General features: G+C 35.7%; 8 protein-coding genes. All 8 read right to left on the bottom strand.

The features are described from left to right. Positions 1-216: 216 nt before the first annotated feature. The 8 genes from JEM65_RS00985 to JEM65_RS00950 all read right to left on the bottom strand — a co-directional run bounded on the left by JEM65_RS00985 (position 217) and on the right by JEM65_RS00950 (position 15,548). Complete coding sequence (locus tag JEM65_RS00985) at positions 217-1,419, bottom strand: IS4 family transposase (RefSeq protein ID WP_199596671.1); 1,203 nt, start codon at positions 1,417-1,419, stop codon at positions 217-219. Positions 1,420-1,522: 103 nt separating this feature from the next. Further along, positions 1,523-3,925, bottom strand: a complete 2,403-nt coding sequence (locus JEM65_RS00980; protein ID WP_199596670.1) for a DUF4874 domain-containing protein — start codon at positions 3,923-3,925, stop codon at positions 1,523-1,525. Positions 3,926-3,943: 18 nt separating this feature from the next. After that, positions 3,944-5,617 carry a glycoside hydrolase family 31 protein gene (locus tag JEM65_RS00975; protein ID WP_233530463.1) on the bottom strand — a complete coding sequence of 558 codons (1,674 nt, stop codon included), beginning with the start codon at positions 5,615-5,617 and terminating at the stop codon, positions 3,944-3,946. Positions 5,618-5,677: 60 nt separating this feature from the next. Then, entirely contained in the window at positions 5,678-7,159 is a 1,482-nt protein-coding gene (locus JEM65_RS00970; protein ID WP_199596669.1) for a hypothetical protein, read from the bottom strand. A gap of 51 nt (positions 7,160-7,210) precedes the next feature. Next, positions 7,211-8,671 (bottom strand): hypothetical protein, encoded by a 1,461-nt coding sequence (locus tag JEM65_RS00965; RefSeq protein ID WP_199596668.1) that lies wholly within the window; start codon positions 8,669-8,671, stop codon positions 7,211-7,213. Positions 8,672-9,168: 497 nt separating this feature from the next. Beyond that, the gene (locus JEM65_RS00960) at positions 9,169-10,800 is read right to left on the bottom strand and encodes a RagB/SusD family nutrient uptake outer membrane protein (RefSeq protein WP_199596667.1); all 1,632 of its coding nucleotides are present in this window, start codon (positions 10,798-10,800) and stop codon (positions 9,169-9,171) included. A gap of 12 nt (positions 10,801-10,812) precedes the next feature. Next, the gene (locus tag JEM65_RS00955) at positions 10,813-14,286 is read right to left on the bottom strand and encodes a SusC/RagA family TonB-linked outer membrane protein (RefSeq protein ID WP_199596666.1); all 3,474 of its coding nucleotides are present in this window, start codon (positions 14,284-14,286) and stop codon (positions 10,813-10,815) included. A gap of 101 nt (positions 14,287-14,387) precedes the next feature. Continuing rightward, positions 14,388-15,548, bottom strand: coding sequence for a FecR family protein (locus JEM65_RS00950; protein WP_199596665.1), 1,161 nt, complete (start codon positions 15,546-15,548; stop codon positions 14,388-14,390). Positions 15,549-15,793: the final 245 nt, after the last annotated feature.

The raw sequence follows: 15,793 nt of genomic DNA, 5'->3' as shown, positions 1-15,793 counted from the left end.
AGCCCCTTTTTAAGGGTCGACGAATTAGGAGAGTTGGGAAAATTCATGTTATAGAACCTGAAATAATTTATTTTGATTATTTATGTCATTTTTTAAACAGATATGAAATTCATTATCATTAATGTCCGATAAAAGATAAAACCATTTGGTTTTGATTTTTATCTATTTGATTATTAGTGTTTTAATTTTCGTTTTTTATACTTTTTCAAAAGCAGGCTACCAATTGAATGATAATTGTTCTTGTTCTGCTTTATCAATGATCCAGTCTTTTTCTGGATTTTCTAGAAATCTTATCAAATTGATGTAATTGAAAAGATGTATTTTACAGAAGCTGACTAAATTTGAAAATGCCCAACTGCGCTTTAGTTTCTTCTTTATCACAGCTAACAAAAGATTGACTATCAAAACGCAATAGATCTGTATTTTAATCGCATTTTCATTGTCTCCCAGAAAATATTTCAATGGAAAATTCTGTTTTAACTGTTTGAACAATAACTCTATTTGCCATCTTATTTTGTACAGGGCCGCAATCAAATCGGCGCGCAAGTCAAATAAATTAGTTATAAACTCGAATTCCCGTTTGTTTGCTCGGTCATAAAATGTTACTTTTCTCAATCTTAATTTTGATATTTCATTACCTTTTTTCACATCTATTTCAATGATTTCATCTTCTAAAACCCCATTATGAATTCGTTCTCCAACATCCAGTTTTTCAATACTTAGATAAGATGCATTATCTTTTATTCGGGTTACAAATCCTGTTTTTTGAATTGTAAAATGCTCAAAAGCCCTGTAATCATTATATCCTTTGTCAAAAACATAAATGGTGTTTTCATCGCATTTTAATTTTTCTAAAAAATTATGATCATGTGTTTTGGCTTCGCTGAACCAAACCAAACTAGGTACCATTTCATCCGCATTGACAACAGTATGAACTTTAATTCCTCCTTTTCTTTGTCCGCTCTTTGGATTTCTTCCTACGCAACCCATAATGTCTTTAAACAGGCTAATTGTTGAACTATCAAAAATTTTTACCTGCTTTTTTATGATATCCTTAATTCGGCTGTCCGATAAAAAACCACCATATTGTTTTAATAACTGATGATAAATATTTTCAAAAACCAGAACATCTCTTTTTTTGTTTGCATCCGATAATGTACTCCTTTTAGGGATGTGATTTAACTGAAAACTACTAGTTTTTCCTGATAAACCAAGCATTGCACCTGATGTTTCCCGAAGCGATGTACACTTTGAAAATGAACAAAAAAGCATACTTATCAAATGGTCTTTTGTTTTAAATCGCTTAGTGTAACGGTCTGAATCACATTTTTTGACTTCTTTTTTTATAATCGAATCGTCAATTAAAGAAATCAACTGTCCGAAAACAGATTTACTGGAAAAATAATTACTTTTACTCATCGTATTTTGAATTTTGCAACTCTAATTTACGATTCTTATCTAAGAAGCCATTTTTATGGCTTCTTTTTTATCGGACAACAATGAAACTAAATATGTAAACGTCTTATTTTTTAACGGCATTTAATAGAATGTTGAATTTTAAAATATTGATTTTTTGATTATCATTTTCAATGATTTTCATATCAGTTCTATTTGCTAGTTGTATGTCATACATTTTATTGTTTTTCAGAATAGGGTCAGCCAGCCAAATGCCAATTTTATAATCGGTTGATGTGGTTAGGTCTTTTGGAAGCATTAAACTTCCAGAAATAGTATGGGTCAATGTGGCATAGTTCTCATCTCCTGGTGCATAAGGTTGCCATGTTGACGGATTTGATGACGATAAATCAGAAGTAACAATATTATCATTTACATCTAATAATACGACGTGTACTTGTCTTGGATTATGTAATGCTGAAAACCCATAATTCTGGATGTCTATGACATAATTTAATTGATTAGAATTTTGACTAAAACTTTCATTTCCAGGTTTGAAATACAATCGGTAACCTAAATGGTCTCTGATAAATTCATAAGCTGTTCTGTTGGTTAGATTTCCCTTGTTATCATTAAAATATTCTGGATGATATGGAATATTCAAAGCGTCTAAATTTTCTTTACTTAATAAAAGACGTTTCCAGTAAGCGTTATTGGCATAATAGCCATGCGCCAAACTATAACTAGTATAATGATGGTCTAAAAACTGCTTTAAAATCTCATAAACGTCAAAAAGCTCACTCACTTGCCAGATGCAGCCATCCTCCGTATTGCAATCTCTTGACCAACCAGATTCGCCATCAATCATTAAAAGATGTGATTTGTGTTTTACAATTTCATAATCGTTGCCACCATAATATCCTGAACTGTTAGCAGCATAGGTGTTACGATCTCCAAAAAAATCATTGTGAAAACCAATGCGGGTGTCTTTAACAGCATCTGAAACCGATCTAATCGCAGCGCGATCGCTCACAAGTCGCATATGTGTTTGTCTGCTAGGAGGGAGGACTTCCAATACTTTGGTCACTAAATTATCTTTATCTTTTTGATTGTAAGCGTTACCGAAAGAATGCCACTCACCCCAAGCACCGATAAGTCCCATTTGATACACATGGATCACATCTACGTTAGCTGCTATCAATGGTTTCAATTGATCTAAATGCTCTAATATTCTGGAGGCAGTTGGAATAACATTCGTGTAAGGTGCTTGTGCTTCTGGTGCTTGATAGGTAAAACGCAATAACATTTTGTAGCCATTATTTCGGAAGGCATCAAAGCATTTTTGAATCGCATCTAAAGCTTCTTGAGAAAGCGGCGTGTCATTAAATTCTGACAAATAAATATACCATTGCGCCAGTCGAACATGGCCATCTGTGGCATCCATTTCTTTTTCCCAATCACTTAGGATCGTATCCATATCAAAATGTTTACTCAGGTTCCAAGGATCATTCAAGTCTGGCACTTGTACAATTTGTTCAAACCTAAAACCACGTTCAGGATTGCTCAACATGGTTTCTGTCGACACATGGCTTTCGTTAAGCGGTCCTAAATGTGATACTTCCGTAATGGTAAACGAATCAAAAAAAGCGGTGCCTGAAGCGAGCTCGAAAAATAGAGTCGCTTCATTTGGGAAAACTCCGGTTGTAAAAGGAACAGAGAGCTCTTTATAGGTGTTGCTCGAGGTATCGGCGCTTAATGTAGAAGACATAATGCCACCCGTAAAATTCTTAATCCCAATCGTAGCCACATGATCCGCATCCGTTTTAGCCCATGCTTTTAATACATAACTGGTGCCTGCTTTCAGATTTAACTGGGATTGCTCCAAAATGCCAGTTCCTGACGCCTTTACTGCATATTTGCCACTATGAACCTCCGACGCTTTCTTTGTGATTTCAATTGAATTGAAAGCTACCGTAGCGTTTAGCCAATGTTCTAAAGAACGCTCTTCAAAACCACCATTGGTTATAAAAATATTAGGTTTTATTGGAAGTGCTTCAAGAGCGAAATCATCACCATAAACGGCATCTTTCTGGTTTGTTGAAAAGATCACTTTAGCAGAGGTTGCCTTTTTCCCCGTTGTGAAATTTACGGTTAGAAATTCATAGCCTGAGGAGCTGTTTGCAGTAGTCACTTCGCCCGTAGTCGTGGTAAGAAAATCTTTAACCGCTAAATGTGCTTTATTAACACCCTTGGTATAAACCCAGCCAGAAAAGCGATATTCTGTATTTGGTTTTAAACCAGTAATCAATTGCTCTACAGATGCTGCACCGTCCATTAATTTAACCGCTTTTGGTTTTGAAACGGAATGTTCTGTTTCCCAGACGCCGGCATTACCAGAAGCTCTCCATGGTGCCAATGTGAAGGTCTTATCGCCTCCAGTATCAAAACTCGAATTGATTAATAGGTTCTGCGAGGTGCTGAAAGCACTCTGTAATATCACAGCTAAAAAAATTAAAAGTGTTCTTGTCATTATTCAATGATTTACTAATTAAATTTTTTCAAAATAAGGCAGCGTCGTTAGACTGGTTTCTACAGTAATGGTTCTTCCTCCTTTATAGGTTTTACCAGAAGCATCTTTCCATTTTCCATTAGGTAATTGGATCTCTTTTTTTGTGATATTTTTATTTAAAACGGGAGCGACTAGTAAATTGTCGCCAAGCATAAATTGATGTTTCATGGTTTCAAAGCTTTGATCAGGAAATACATATTCCATAGTGCGGACAATTGGTCTGCCAGTTTTTGCGGCTTCTTTTGTCAAGGACATAATGTATGGTGTGAACTTTTTTCGAAGTTCTACAGTTTCCTTTACAGCATCAAGGTGTTCGGTATCTAAAATACGCCATGGTGCCACTGAAAATTGCATCATCGGCATTAAGGCATGTACTTGCGCCGATCTGACAATAAGCTCTTGATCAATAGTTTTAGTATTTAAGAATGAAGAAAATTCACCGCCACCTATCATATCTGGACAGGAAAAGGCATAGCCCATAAGCCCTTGACCGGTAATGTTTGGAATAAGTGTTTGAAGATCTTTCCAATTATGACCTTTATCACTCAATCGTTGTGCTAGAGGTTTTCCAGCCATTTTCCACATAGCACGGTATTCATTTAAAGGAAAATCAAGTCCTATTTCACCAAACAAAGCAGATTGGTCGTTTGGACTTGTGCCTTCTTTATAGCTGATTAAATGGTCAGGGTAGAAATAAAAATCTCCTGCATCTAATTTGAAACCGTCCACTTTATATTCAGTGACCAATCTGTTCAATTCATCTTTAAACCAGGTTTCTGCTTTCGGATTTGATAAATCGAGTACGGCGCTTGCTCCATTCCACCAATAGATCATCGCTGGTTGGCTAGGTTCTATCCAAGGTGCTGCGGCGATTTTAGCATCTTTTGGATTCCTTAAGAACAGGTCGTCTTTAGCTAATTCCCGATACTCATCAGAGTCTGGACTTACAAAAGGGCAAACCCAAAGCATCACTTTAAAACCAAGACCATGCAATTCCGTCATCATCGCTTTTGGATCTGGAAAGCGTTCTGGATGAAAATTCCATTTTCCATAGTTTTCTTGCCAAGTGTCGTCAATCATCAATACACCAGGAGGGAAACCATTATCTATAATCGCATGGGCATACGCTAAAATGTCTTTTTGATTTTGATTGTACATGAGCTCAATCCAAGTGTTGTATTGAGGTGCTGTAAAAAGTAGCTCATGTGGTATTTTACCATCGGCAGGGAAGTAGTTGGAAGACGCAAAATCGAAGGCTTCCTTCAATGTTTTTCCTGCTGTAGATTGCAGAATCTCACCTTTTGCATCTTGTATCGCAATAGCGTTCTCTAAAAATGTAAATTGAAAGGGCTCTTCTGACCAAATCACTCTTCCTTTATTTGAAATCAATAGAGGCTGCACTTGATTTCCTTTGTTGTCCCCATACATATTGTATGAAAAACCTTCTTGGTACGGCATGGAATAGCCGTCATTAACGGCGCCTCCCCACCAAAGTTCATCTGGTAAAATAGGGATGGTTCTTGTTGGGCTTTTGTTTTCCATCTTCTCAGCAAGTAGAACTTTACTGGATTGAGAAATAACAGAAGAAGGGGTAGTCTGCCCAATTAAAAATAATGGCATTAATAGAATGAGGAAAATGTTTAACTGCTTCATTTGTTTGTGCATTTTGATGTTAATAGTTTTTAATCGGAACAAGTATTTGTGAAGTTATATCTATTTGATCTCTACTGTATTTATGATCGCCCAATCATTGATGATTGAATTATTCTTGATTGCTAATTTAATTGCAGGTTTTCCAGTTGTTGTGTCAATTATTGTTACTGCAAGTTGATAGTTACCGCGATTTACAGATTTAGGAATTGTAAAATTTAAATCAGGATAACCATAAAGCTCTCCCTGTATCCATTTTCCTGGATTGGCAATAGGATCTACATAGCTGTAAGCAACTTTTCCAGAATTTGGGTTTATTAAGGCAAATGCTACTTTGTATTTATTATTCCAATTGGGATGGTTGTTGGGCAGGACGCCGACACCAAAATTCCTCCAATAATGATCTATAGTCAACTGTCGATCATTTTGATGAACTGAAATGGAATCTGGATAAAGTCGATACCCACCATAAGTGATGAATTCTTGTACTTTATGGGGTAGTTTTTCTATCCAAGTTTTAGTTTCAAAAGGTGTCCTTAAATCGAAGGTGTTTGATCGGGAAGCTATAGCATCATCTACTGCTACTGAAAGTGCATCGTTCCAAGTTCGCATTCTTGGGAATCGTTTGTCATCAAAAAAAGCTGTTTTTGTTTGATAGGTTGTGTCTTTATCTCTTGCGCCAAACCAGTAACAACCTTCACCAATAAAAGCTTTTGAAGGAAATAAATCGGCCATGTACGCTCTTTCTGTATCATCATACCAGTGACTACCTACGCCGTCACGACGCGGTAAAAAACCTAATTTATCAAAAACTGCTGATTTACTGATATGCCAGTCACCACGGGATAGATTGTAAACGGTTAAAACGTTTTTGAAATGTCGGGCATAATCACCTGTGACTTTTTCAATAACTTTTTTATAATTTTTTTGATTTTTTAATGTCACTCCATGGCCCTCACCCCAACGCCCCAAACCATATGCATCAATAAAGTCAACCCTGTCTGGATTGTCATATTCTTCAGCAAACGCTTTGATAAAATTTTCTAATTTTGATAGAAAAATTGGATCGTCATAGTAAGGTTGTTTGTCATTTTTTAAGCTTAATGGTGGATCTAATGTAGATTCACTACCAGCTCCATACACCCAATCAGGAGTGCCATTATCAAAAAAAATCCGAAACGCTAATTTGAGACCTCTATCTTCAGCTTTCTTTATATACTCCTGATAGGCTTTATTATATTTCCATACATATTTACCTTCCTCGGGTTCCATGACTTTCCAGTGCACGCGGATGTATAATATGTTGGCATATTCCGCTGCATTCACTTCATCCATCTCTTCCCAAAATATAATGGGATCATAGTTTTTGTGTTCATCTTGAAATGAGGCTCCCTCCTCATAAAGCACCCATCCCATTGCTGGGTTTCGAAGATGGGAAACAGAATCCAGTTCAAAAGTCTTGTTATAGAGATTTGGACCATTACTTTGACCGCTAAGTTCTATAAAGCTTAAAAATAATATTATAAAAGTATAAAATGGTTTCATTATTTTGAGTTTTTGTTAGAGACTATCAAAAGATTTTTAGTGGCATCTTCCTTATTTAATGCTTATAAAATATATGTCATTCGCAGTGGCTTCCGGAATGGTTTTCTTATTGGTCTCTTGTGCTTTAAGACGGAGATTTTGATTGGATAACATTTTTCCGTCCTTAAATACTTGTATTGTATAAGTGCCAGTGGTGTTCGATTTAAAACTTAATGGTAAATCGAATTTGATCAACCCATCAGCTTTGTCGGCTTTGTCGGCTTTGTCGGCTTTGTCAATATCTGGAAAATAGATCATTGCCAGTGTTTTTTCGCCATTAACATTCAAATGGCTGACTTTGGCCGAAGCGTTTTGTGTGCTGCATTGTATATTTCCTGGACCAGGAAGCCCAGCATAAATCATATCTTCAACGGCACTTATGTTTTTGAACAAATCAACCATTGTTTTTCTAGCACTTAAAGTATCTGATAATTCTTTGCGTACCTCGCCATAGGCATAAACACCAAAGCCTTGAGCACCTCTTTCTAATGTATGCATGACAAAATTTTGATAATCGCGAGCTGAGTTGAATCTTCCGATTCCGATCTCTGAGGGAATAAGTATCGGTAAACTATAATTATAACTTCCTTCATTATATGCTTTATCAAGTCCTAATAATGCTTTATATCCCCAGTTTTTATAAAACATGGTTCCAATAGCATCCAGATTACCATCTCCGTAAGTTGCCGCACTTGTGCCTGACATGTTTTCTCGCTCTAGATCTCCGCCTTCTGCCTGACCTGCATCAAGATTAAAAGACACTAACTTATAGGGATCACCTTCGTGATAAGCCGAAGTAAATTGTTTCCACCACCAATTAATAGCCTCTCTTTTAAACTGTGAATAGTTGGTTTTGTTTGTCTTTAATTTCCATTCCTCATACAAAGCAATTGTTATAGGATTATAATCACTTTCGTCTAGAAAACTGAAACCTTCTTCGTTGCCTATCTGAACACCGATTACTGTAGTGCTTTCTTTATAGTGTACCGCCAAATTGTATAGCATGCGACGGATTCGAAAAAAAACTTCAGGATGACCATAAACGTGCAATGGGCGTATGCCTCCCTTAGAAACGACATCTTTGATTGTTTTATAAATTTCGTTGTTTTGTTTAGGCCATTGCATGGCATAATTTAGCGAATCCCTGTCGTCTAAATGGAAGGTCCAAGCTGTTTCAGGAGTGTGAGAGGGAACACCATTGTACTGTGCGTGTAAAAACAATATCCATTTCAATTTTATATCTTGACGCTTAGCGGCTGCCACTACAGAATCAGCAAATGTGAAATCAAATTTATTATCGGATGTTTCTATATCCTCCCAATGTAACATTACATACGCTGTATTGGCACCCATATGTTTCATGTCACCAAAAACAGAATCATAATTAGTGTTTGGTTCATAGCGGGTATCCCAATAGCCAGTTTCTATAGCTTTTATAAAAAAGGGTTGCATCACGCCGTCTTCTTTGTTCATGTAGGCTATCTTTTTATTAGGTAACCGGATAAGTGCAGCATGAGAACCAATGGTGTCTTTATATAAATAATCCGTTATGAGGGCAGACTGAGGTTCAGAATATTCTAAAAAGGGGAGAGGAGGGCTTAATTGAGCATTCGCTCCGCAAACAGAAAATAAAATAGATAATAGTGAAATGAATTTAAATCTATTCATGAGTTACTAAATTAAAAAATGCCTTGTAGGTAAAGTTTGTTGACAGATCCTATTATTGAATGGCTTCTGGTTAATAAATAAAGATATGATACATCAGTATTTTAGGACCTTAAGCTGTTACCTAAGACCACCCTGAAATTTTGATATATAATTAGACCGTTTACGTTTAGAAATCTGAAGACTGCCGTTATTAACGTATTGGGAATTCTTGTAATATCTTGTTTCAAATGGGATATAAAAACGAAGAGTGTAACCTTTGAACTTTACACTCTTTGTTAATTATTATATATATTTTTTATTAGTTAGTAACCAGGGTTTTGTTGTAAGTTTCCTTTGTACTCGTTAATATAGCCTACCGGAATTGGGAAAAGAAACTTGTTAGGATCAGCATTAAACTTTGCGTAGCCACCACCATTGGTCATTCTTTGGTAGCGTATTAGATCTGCTCTTCTAACACCTTCACAATACATTTCATGACCACGTTCTCTGAGTATGGCATCACGAAGTTGTGATTGTCCTAAGCCTTGCAAAGGTTGCAATCCTGATCTTGCTCTAATGGCATTCACAAAAGAGAACGCAGTAGTGCCACCATCGCTCGTTACAATTTGATTATCATTTGTTATTTGCGAGATTGCAGGTGCGCTAACAGTTGCAGATTCACCAATTTCGTTAAGTATTTCTGCCATTGCCAATATAACCTCGGCATAGCGATAGGCAATAAAATCGTGTTCTTGAAAATTACCTACCTGAGTATCATCAGTATCATATTTTACTGGTATAGCACCATCGCCAACACCATGACGATCGTCATTAGGGTGTGCTCTATCAATTAAAAGTCCGCCATCTGTGGTATATGAAGCAGCAATTGTTGATAAGCGTTGGTCATTCGCCTCGTAAGTATCATAAAATGACCAAAGCATTTTGTAGCCACCCCAAGATCCCGCACCACGATTTAATTCGCTAGGATAGTTGTTTGGTAAAGACTCAGAGTGCCACATGTTGACGTTGAAAGAGTAATCTGAAGGCGTGGCAAATACGATTTCATTGTTTTTTTGGTTACTCTTTTTAAATACATCGCTGTAATTGTCTTGTAATTCATATGCACCAGAAGCAATAATGGCCTCAGCACTTGTTTTTGCTTTTTTCCAGAAATTAGCATCTCCTGTTCTTGCGGCTTCAAGCATATACACACGCATCAAAATAAAATTGGCAATACCTTTATTCATCCTTCCAAAATTGTTGCCAAAATCAGTATCCGGTAATTTATCTTTTTTCGCAAATAAAGATTCTATAATTTCTACAAATGCTTCGTTGGATGGACGCTCTGGGTACTCAAGACTACCTGGGTTTGCTAACATCTCATCAGTTGGGTAAGGTACTGGTCCATAAAGATCATATAGAATGGCTGCTTTCCATCCTCCAACAGCCATTGCTTCTGCTTGTAATTGTTCTTTCATTTCTTCAGAAACGGTGGTCATTTGTCCAATTTGATTAGCAACAAGCCGTGCGTTGGAAATGTGATTGTAATAATGGAAAAAATTATTGGTGGCATACCCATTGCTCTCGGTCCATTCTTGATTTTTAAGAAAATCCCAAGGCTGAGCACCATAAGAACACATCATCATATCACCTGCAGAAATATCAGTAATTATTTGTACTGAATTTATACTTTGGACAAATAGACCAGGAGACCAAGTGCCTACTTTAGTTATAGAGTTATAGTATAAAGCTGCAATGGCTAAACGCGCATCTTTTTCTGTTTTATAGAAATTTTCGGGTGTTATTTTATTAAATTCTTCTTTCTCAAGCGTACACGCCTGTAGTAAGAAAAGAATTATCAAAATTGGTATAAACTTAATTTTCATAATATTATTTTTTAAGATGTTTAGAGTTCTTTCCACTTTAGTTTCGAGATTATAAATTATATTCTTCATGACTCTATGTTTTTAGAATTGAAGTTGAAGTCCTAATGAAAAAGTACGTTGGTTTGGATAAGCAGCAACATAACTGTCGGTCTCTGGATCCATTCCAGTATATGGTGTAAACAAGAACGGATTTAACAAATTACCGTAAACTCTCAATTTGCTTATTTTTAAATTATTGGTAAGGCTATTTGGGAAGTTATATCCAAGAGAGATATTTCTAACACGGATAAACCACGCTTTTTCTAAGAAGTAATCGCCTGTTCCGTATTTTGCATAATTTTGAAGTGCGGAAACTCCAGAGCTTTCTTGATTGTCGCTATTCCATCGGTCTTTTGTTTCTTCCAAAAGATTGGTTCCTATGGATACAATACCAAAAACATTAGCCCCTCCTAAGGAAGTTTTTGTTTCGTTAACTTTCCATCTGTTAAAAACACCATAAGTATCAATGGATAAATCAAAATTTTTGTACTTAAATGTATTGCTAAAACCAACTGTATATGGCGTGTTAACACCAACCTTCACTAAATCGGCAGCATCAATTTTTCCGTCAGGAGTACCTGAATACTGAGGTCGACCCTTCGCATCTACTACCCGGTCGCCGTTTCCATCTAATAAATATCCGTTGACATCATTAATTTTCACGGTTCCAGGAATGATATTTAGTGGATCTGTGCTACCTGGTTGAACTAACCCATCAGACTGATAAGCCCATATTTCACCGAAAAATTGTTTTTCAGATTGATTGATACCTAATACGGTACTAGGATCACGTTTCAACCATCTATCTCTGTAATAGGAGTAGGTAATTAAGGAATTCCATGTAAAATCTTTGCTGACAATATTTTTTGTTTTAAGAGTCACTTCAGCACCATAAGTTTGCTTTTCTGCATCTAGATTATAAAATATTCTATTGACAGGATTTGAACTAATCAGGTTTCGCTCTCCAAGAATACGACTAACCACACGATTAAAATATTCAACAGAGCCTACAACTCTATAATTGAGCAATGAGAAATCAACCCCAACGTTAACATCCACTTGTTTCTCCCATTTTAGATTTGGATTTCCTAATCCCGCTAATCGCACTCCTGAAATAACTGAACCGCCCCACATAGTATTGGCTCCAGGAGCATACCAATCAGAAAAAGCTGAACCAATATTATCATTTCCTGTTTCTCCGTAACCCGCTCTTAATTTTAATTGGTCTAACCAGTTTTCAGTATTTGTCATGAAGCCTTCTTTTGAAATATCCCAACCAATTGAAATCCCTGGAAAGAACCCATACTGAGCGTCAGGAGAGAAATTGGCAGATCCATCTAATCTAAAGTTTGCTGCTATAAAATACTTATAATCATAATCATAGCTTAGTTGTGAGAAATATGATGACGTTTCACTAGAGCCTCCGTTCGAATATACCGAAGGTCTGTTAGCTCCTAATGCTAAATTATTCCAAAGCACGCCGTCATAAGGGAAATTAGTTGCAGTGATATTTGTCCCTTCCCATTTATATTTCATGTACTCTGTCCCTAATAACGCAGAGACATTATGTTTATCGTTAAATGTTTTATTGTAATTGACTAAAAACTGAAACTGATAATTGGAATTCATATTTTCACCTCTGTCTGCACGTCCGTTATAGCTTTTTCCTGCAATGGTAGATGTTGGTAAGTAACCATAACTTCTGCTTTGACTTCTGTCAAAACCCACTTGAGTTTTGACATATAATTCTGGTAAAATATCATATTTTAAATGTGCTGTATTTAAAAATCGCTCAACGGTTGTCTCATTGCTGATATCAAGATACGATACTGGGTTAGGGAAATTGGATTGTCTCGTATTTACTTGAAATTCGCCGTCTGCATTACGTACAGGTAAAGTCGGATCAAATTGTAAAGCACTTAATAGGATTCCACTGTTTTCATACAAACCACCGTTTCCAATTTGGACGTTATTAGAGTTAATTTGGCTAAAGCTGAGGTTGATGCCACCACTAAGTTTATCACCAAAGTTTTGGTTGATATTTATACGACCGTTGAATTTACTTAAATCATTGTTTTTTATAATCCCTTTTTGGTCATAAGCACTGAAAGAAGAATAAAAGCGTGTGCTTTTACTGTTACCACTGATGGCTAGATTGACGTCCTTAATAGATCCAGCTCTAGTAACTTCATTAACAAAATCTGTTCCTTTCCGAGTGCCATTTTTAAATTCATTAATGTCAGTTTCACTATAATAAGGAGTAAACGCGCCAGGTGAAGTCCAGTTACCTGGTTTAGGAACTGTGCTATAAACACCATCTCTACTTTCGTACAACCATTGTTCTTTTCTTACTCGATTCGTTTCTGTCATATAATCGACAGCGTTTAACATATTTGGAATTTCATAAAATTTTTGTAAGCCAGTGCTTACGTTAAGATCGATACTATAGTCTTTTTCACCGTATTTTTTACCTTGTTTTGTTGTGATAAGAATTACACCACCTGCAGCTTTAGAACCGTAAATTGCAGTTGCAGAAGCATCTTTTAAGATGTCGATTGACTCAATGTCAGAAGGGTTCAATGTTCCTAAATTAGCATCAATGGAGCCATTACCAAATGTCCCTACAGACCCAGCATTAAAATCTGAAGTAGGCATCCCATCTATTACAATAAGGGGTTGACGACCTGTAGCCGACCCACGTATTTGAAAGGTGATATCACCTCCTGGTTGTGCGGAATTGAAATTCACGTTCAAACCAGCGGCTTTACCACTTAATGTTTGAGAAATTGATGACGCAGGTATTTCTTCCGTATTAGACATGTCAATTGAAGAAATGGCAGAAGTAACACTTCTTTTAGATCTTGTTCCATATCCAACTAAAACAACCTCGTCCAATGCAGATGCAGCTTCAGCTAAGGAAATGTTGAAATTTATTTGCCCATTCACGGCCACTTCCTTGGTTGTGAAACCAACATACGATATGATAAGAGTAGCAGCTTTATTGGATAATGAAAGCGTAAAGTTTCCATCAAAATCTGTTTGCGCTCCGTTGGTTGTGCCTTTCTCTAGAATATTAGCTCCTAACATTGGTGCTCCATTACTGTCAGTAACATTACCTTTTATTTCGTGTTGCTGACTGTCAATTGTTGTGATTTCTCTTATTATAACAGTGTTATTGTTCCGAAGTTCGAAATCAAAGTTTTTCGTAGAAAGAATTTTATTTAATAATTCATTCGCGCCAATTGTTCCTTTTTTTAGGTGAACCTTAGGTAGATTTTTAAATGCATCTTCTTGATAGATAAATGCAAAATTGGTTTGTTTTCTTAATATATCGAAAACTTCGTCGATCATCACAGTTTTATCTTTATCGATAACAACCTTTACGTTTTGCGAGAAAACACTCCCAGTAGAAAAACTAAAAACGGATGTGCAAAATAATAGTATAAACGTTCTCATGATAAATTGGATGAGCCTTTTCCGGTTAAAGAAAAGATTGTTGGTAGTCTTAAATTTCATAAATTTGCGTATTGATTGATTAAGTATTTAATTAATTAATAATATAATGGGGGAGAAAAGCACTATACTTCTCACGGTTAAGCTTTTTCTTCCCTTCTTTTTTATTTTATGATGATTATTTTGTCTGTTATTTCATAGGCGTTAATAAATTTGGTTTCTTTTATAATTATTAAAATTTCTTCTATACTTTGTTTTTTTAGCAATACACCATTAAACTTGACGTTTTCCAAATTCTCATTATCAAATTCAAATTCAATATCATACCATCTTGATAGCACGGTCACGATTTCTTTAAGAGGTTTTCCTTTAAAACTAAAAAGTCCATCTTTCCAGGATATTTCATTATAAACATCGATGTTGATTATAGCTAGTTCATTATCATCGCGGTTGAGTATGGATTGTTGATTTGGAGATAAATGTTGTACTTTATCCATCCTATTTATGGCCACCTTTCCTTCAACTAATGTGGTATAAATATTAGTGTCATTTTGATATGCTTTAATATTAAATTCCGTCCCCAAAACTTCTACATCCTGTAATTTTGTTTTCACATTAAACTTACTTCCGTTATGATTAGAGCTTGGAGAAACCTCAAAATAGGCTTCGCCATATAATAATTCTACTTGGCGCGTCTGTCCTTCTATAAATGCGATTGGATATTTTAATTTTGTTTCTGAGTTTAGCCACACTTTAGTGCCATCTGCCAATTTAAGCTGAAATTGGCCTCCTCTCGGAATGGTTAAATAGTTGTATGCTATTTCTGATGTTGTATTCTTTTGAGTATCGTAGATTAATTCTTCGCCATTACTGCTTGCATGAGCGGCCACATAGCTTTGTTCCTTTTCTAATGGAACCTCAATACCATTTTCTAAAGTAAGTATTGCTTTATCTGATCCTGTTTGGATGCTATTAATTACAATAATAGGTGGTATTTCTGACTGAGAATTAACCACGTTGTTAGTTAAGAAATAACTAGAAGCTAACGCAAGCAAAATTATTGATGCGGCCGCATATTTCCAGAAAGGAGATTTCTCTTTGGATGGTGTAGCAATCTCTAATATATTCTTAAAGATGATATCAGCTTGAGCAGCTTTCATATCTGGATATTCATCTAGCATGTCGTAAACTTCGGCAACTGTTGGAACTTCTTTTAAGTTTTTTGAATTTTTGACATAGCTCAAAATTCGTTGCACCTCTTCAGGTGAACATTTGCGCTCCATAAATTTTATAAATAAGTCTTTTATTTCTGTTGATTTATGCATTTCTCGAGTGATCTGTATATATAGTACCCCTGAGAATGCTTTTAGTACTACTCCAAATTGATTTTTTCTTAAATATTTCTTAAAACAAAAGATAATATGCCACAATCACTTGAAAATATGGCTATTAATAATATGTAAGGTGTTAAAAATTTTAAAATCATGAAGGTTGGAAAACGAATCCCACGATTAAATTAAACATCAAACATTAATATTTCTAAGTCTTAGTATGATTTTTATATCGTAAC

Source organism: Gelidibacter salicanalis, from assembly GCF_016469035.1.
GTDB lineage: Bacteria > Bacteroidota > Bacteroidia > Flavobacteriales > Flavobacteriaceae > Gelidibacter > Gelidibacter salicanalis_A.
The sequence above is the reverse complement of the archived record's forward strand: the minus strand, read 5'-3'. Positions and strand labels throughout refer to the sequence as shown.

Coding starts and splice junctions, on each gene's coding strand:
- JEM65_RS00985 (WP_199596671.1), bottom strand. CDS start 1,419: ATGAGTAAAAGTAATTATTTTTCCAGTAAATCTGTTTTCGGACAGTTG.
- JEM65_RS00980 (WP_199596670.1), bottom strand. CDS start 3,925: ATGACAAGAACACTTTTAATTTTTTTAGCTGTGATATTACAGAGTGCT.
- JEM65_RS00975 (WP_233530463.1), bottom strand. CDS start 5,617: ATGAAGCAGTTAAACATTTTCCTCATTCTATTAATGCCATTATTTTTA.
- JEM65_RS00970 (WP_199596669.1), bottom strand. CDS start 7,159: ATGAAACCATTTTATACTTTTATAATATTATTTTTAAGCTTTATAGAA.
- JEM65_RS00965 (WP_199596668.1), bottom strand. CDS start 8,671: ATGAACAAAGAAGACGGCGTGATGCAACCCTTTTTTATAAAAGCTATA.
- JEM65_RS00960 (WP_199596667.1), bottom strand. CDS start 10,800: ATGAAGAATATAATTTATAATCTCGAAACTAAAGTGGAAAGAACTCTA.
- JEM65_RS00955 (WP_199596666.1), bottom strand. CDS start 14,286: ATGAAATTTAAGACTACCAACAATCTTTTCTTTAACCGGAAAAGGCTC.
- JEM65_RS00950 (WP_199596665.1), bottom strand. CDS start 15,548: ATGCATAAATCAACAGAAATAAAAGACTTATTTATAAAATTTATGGAG.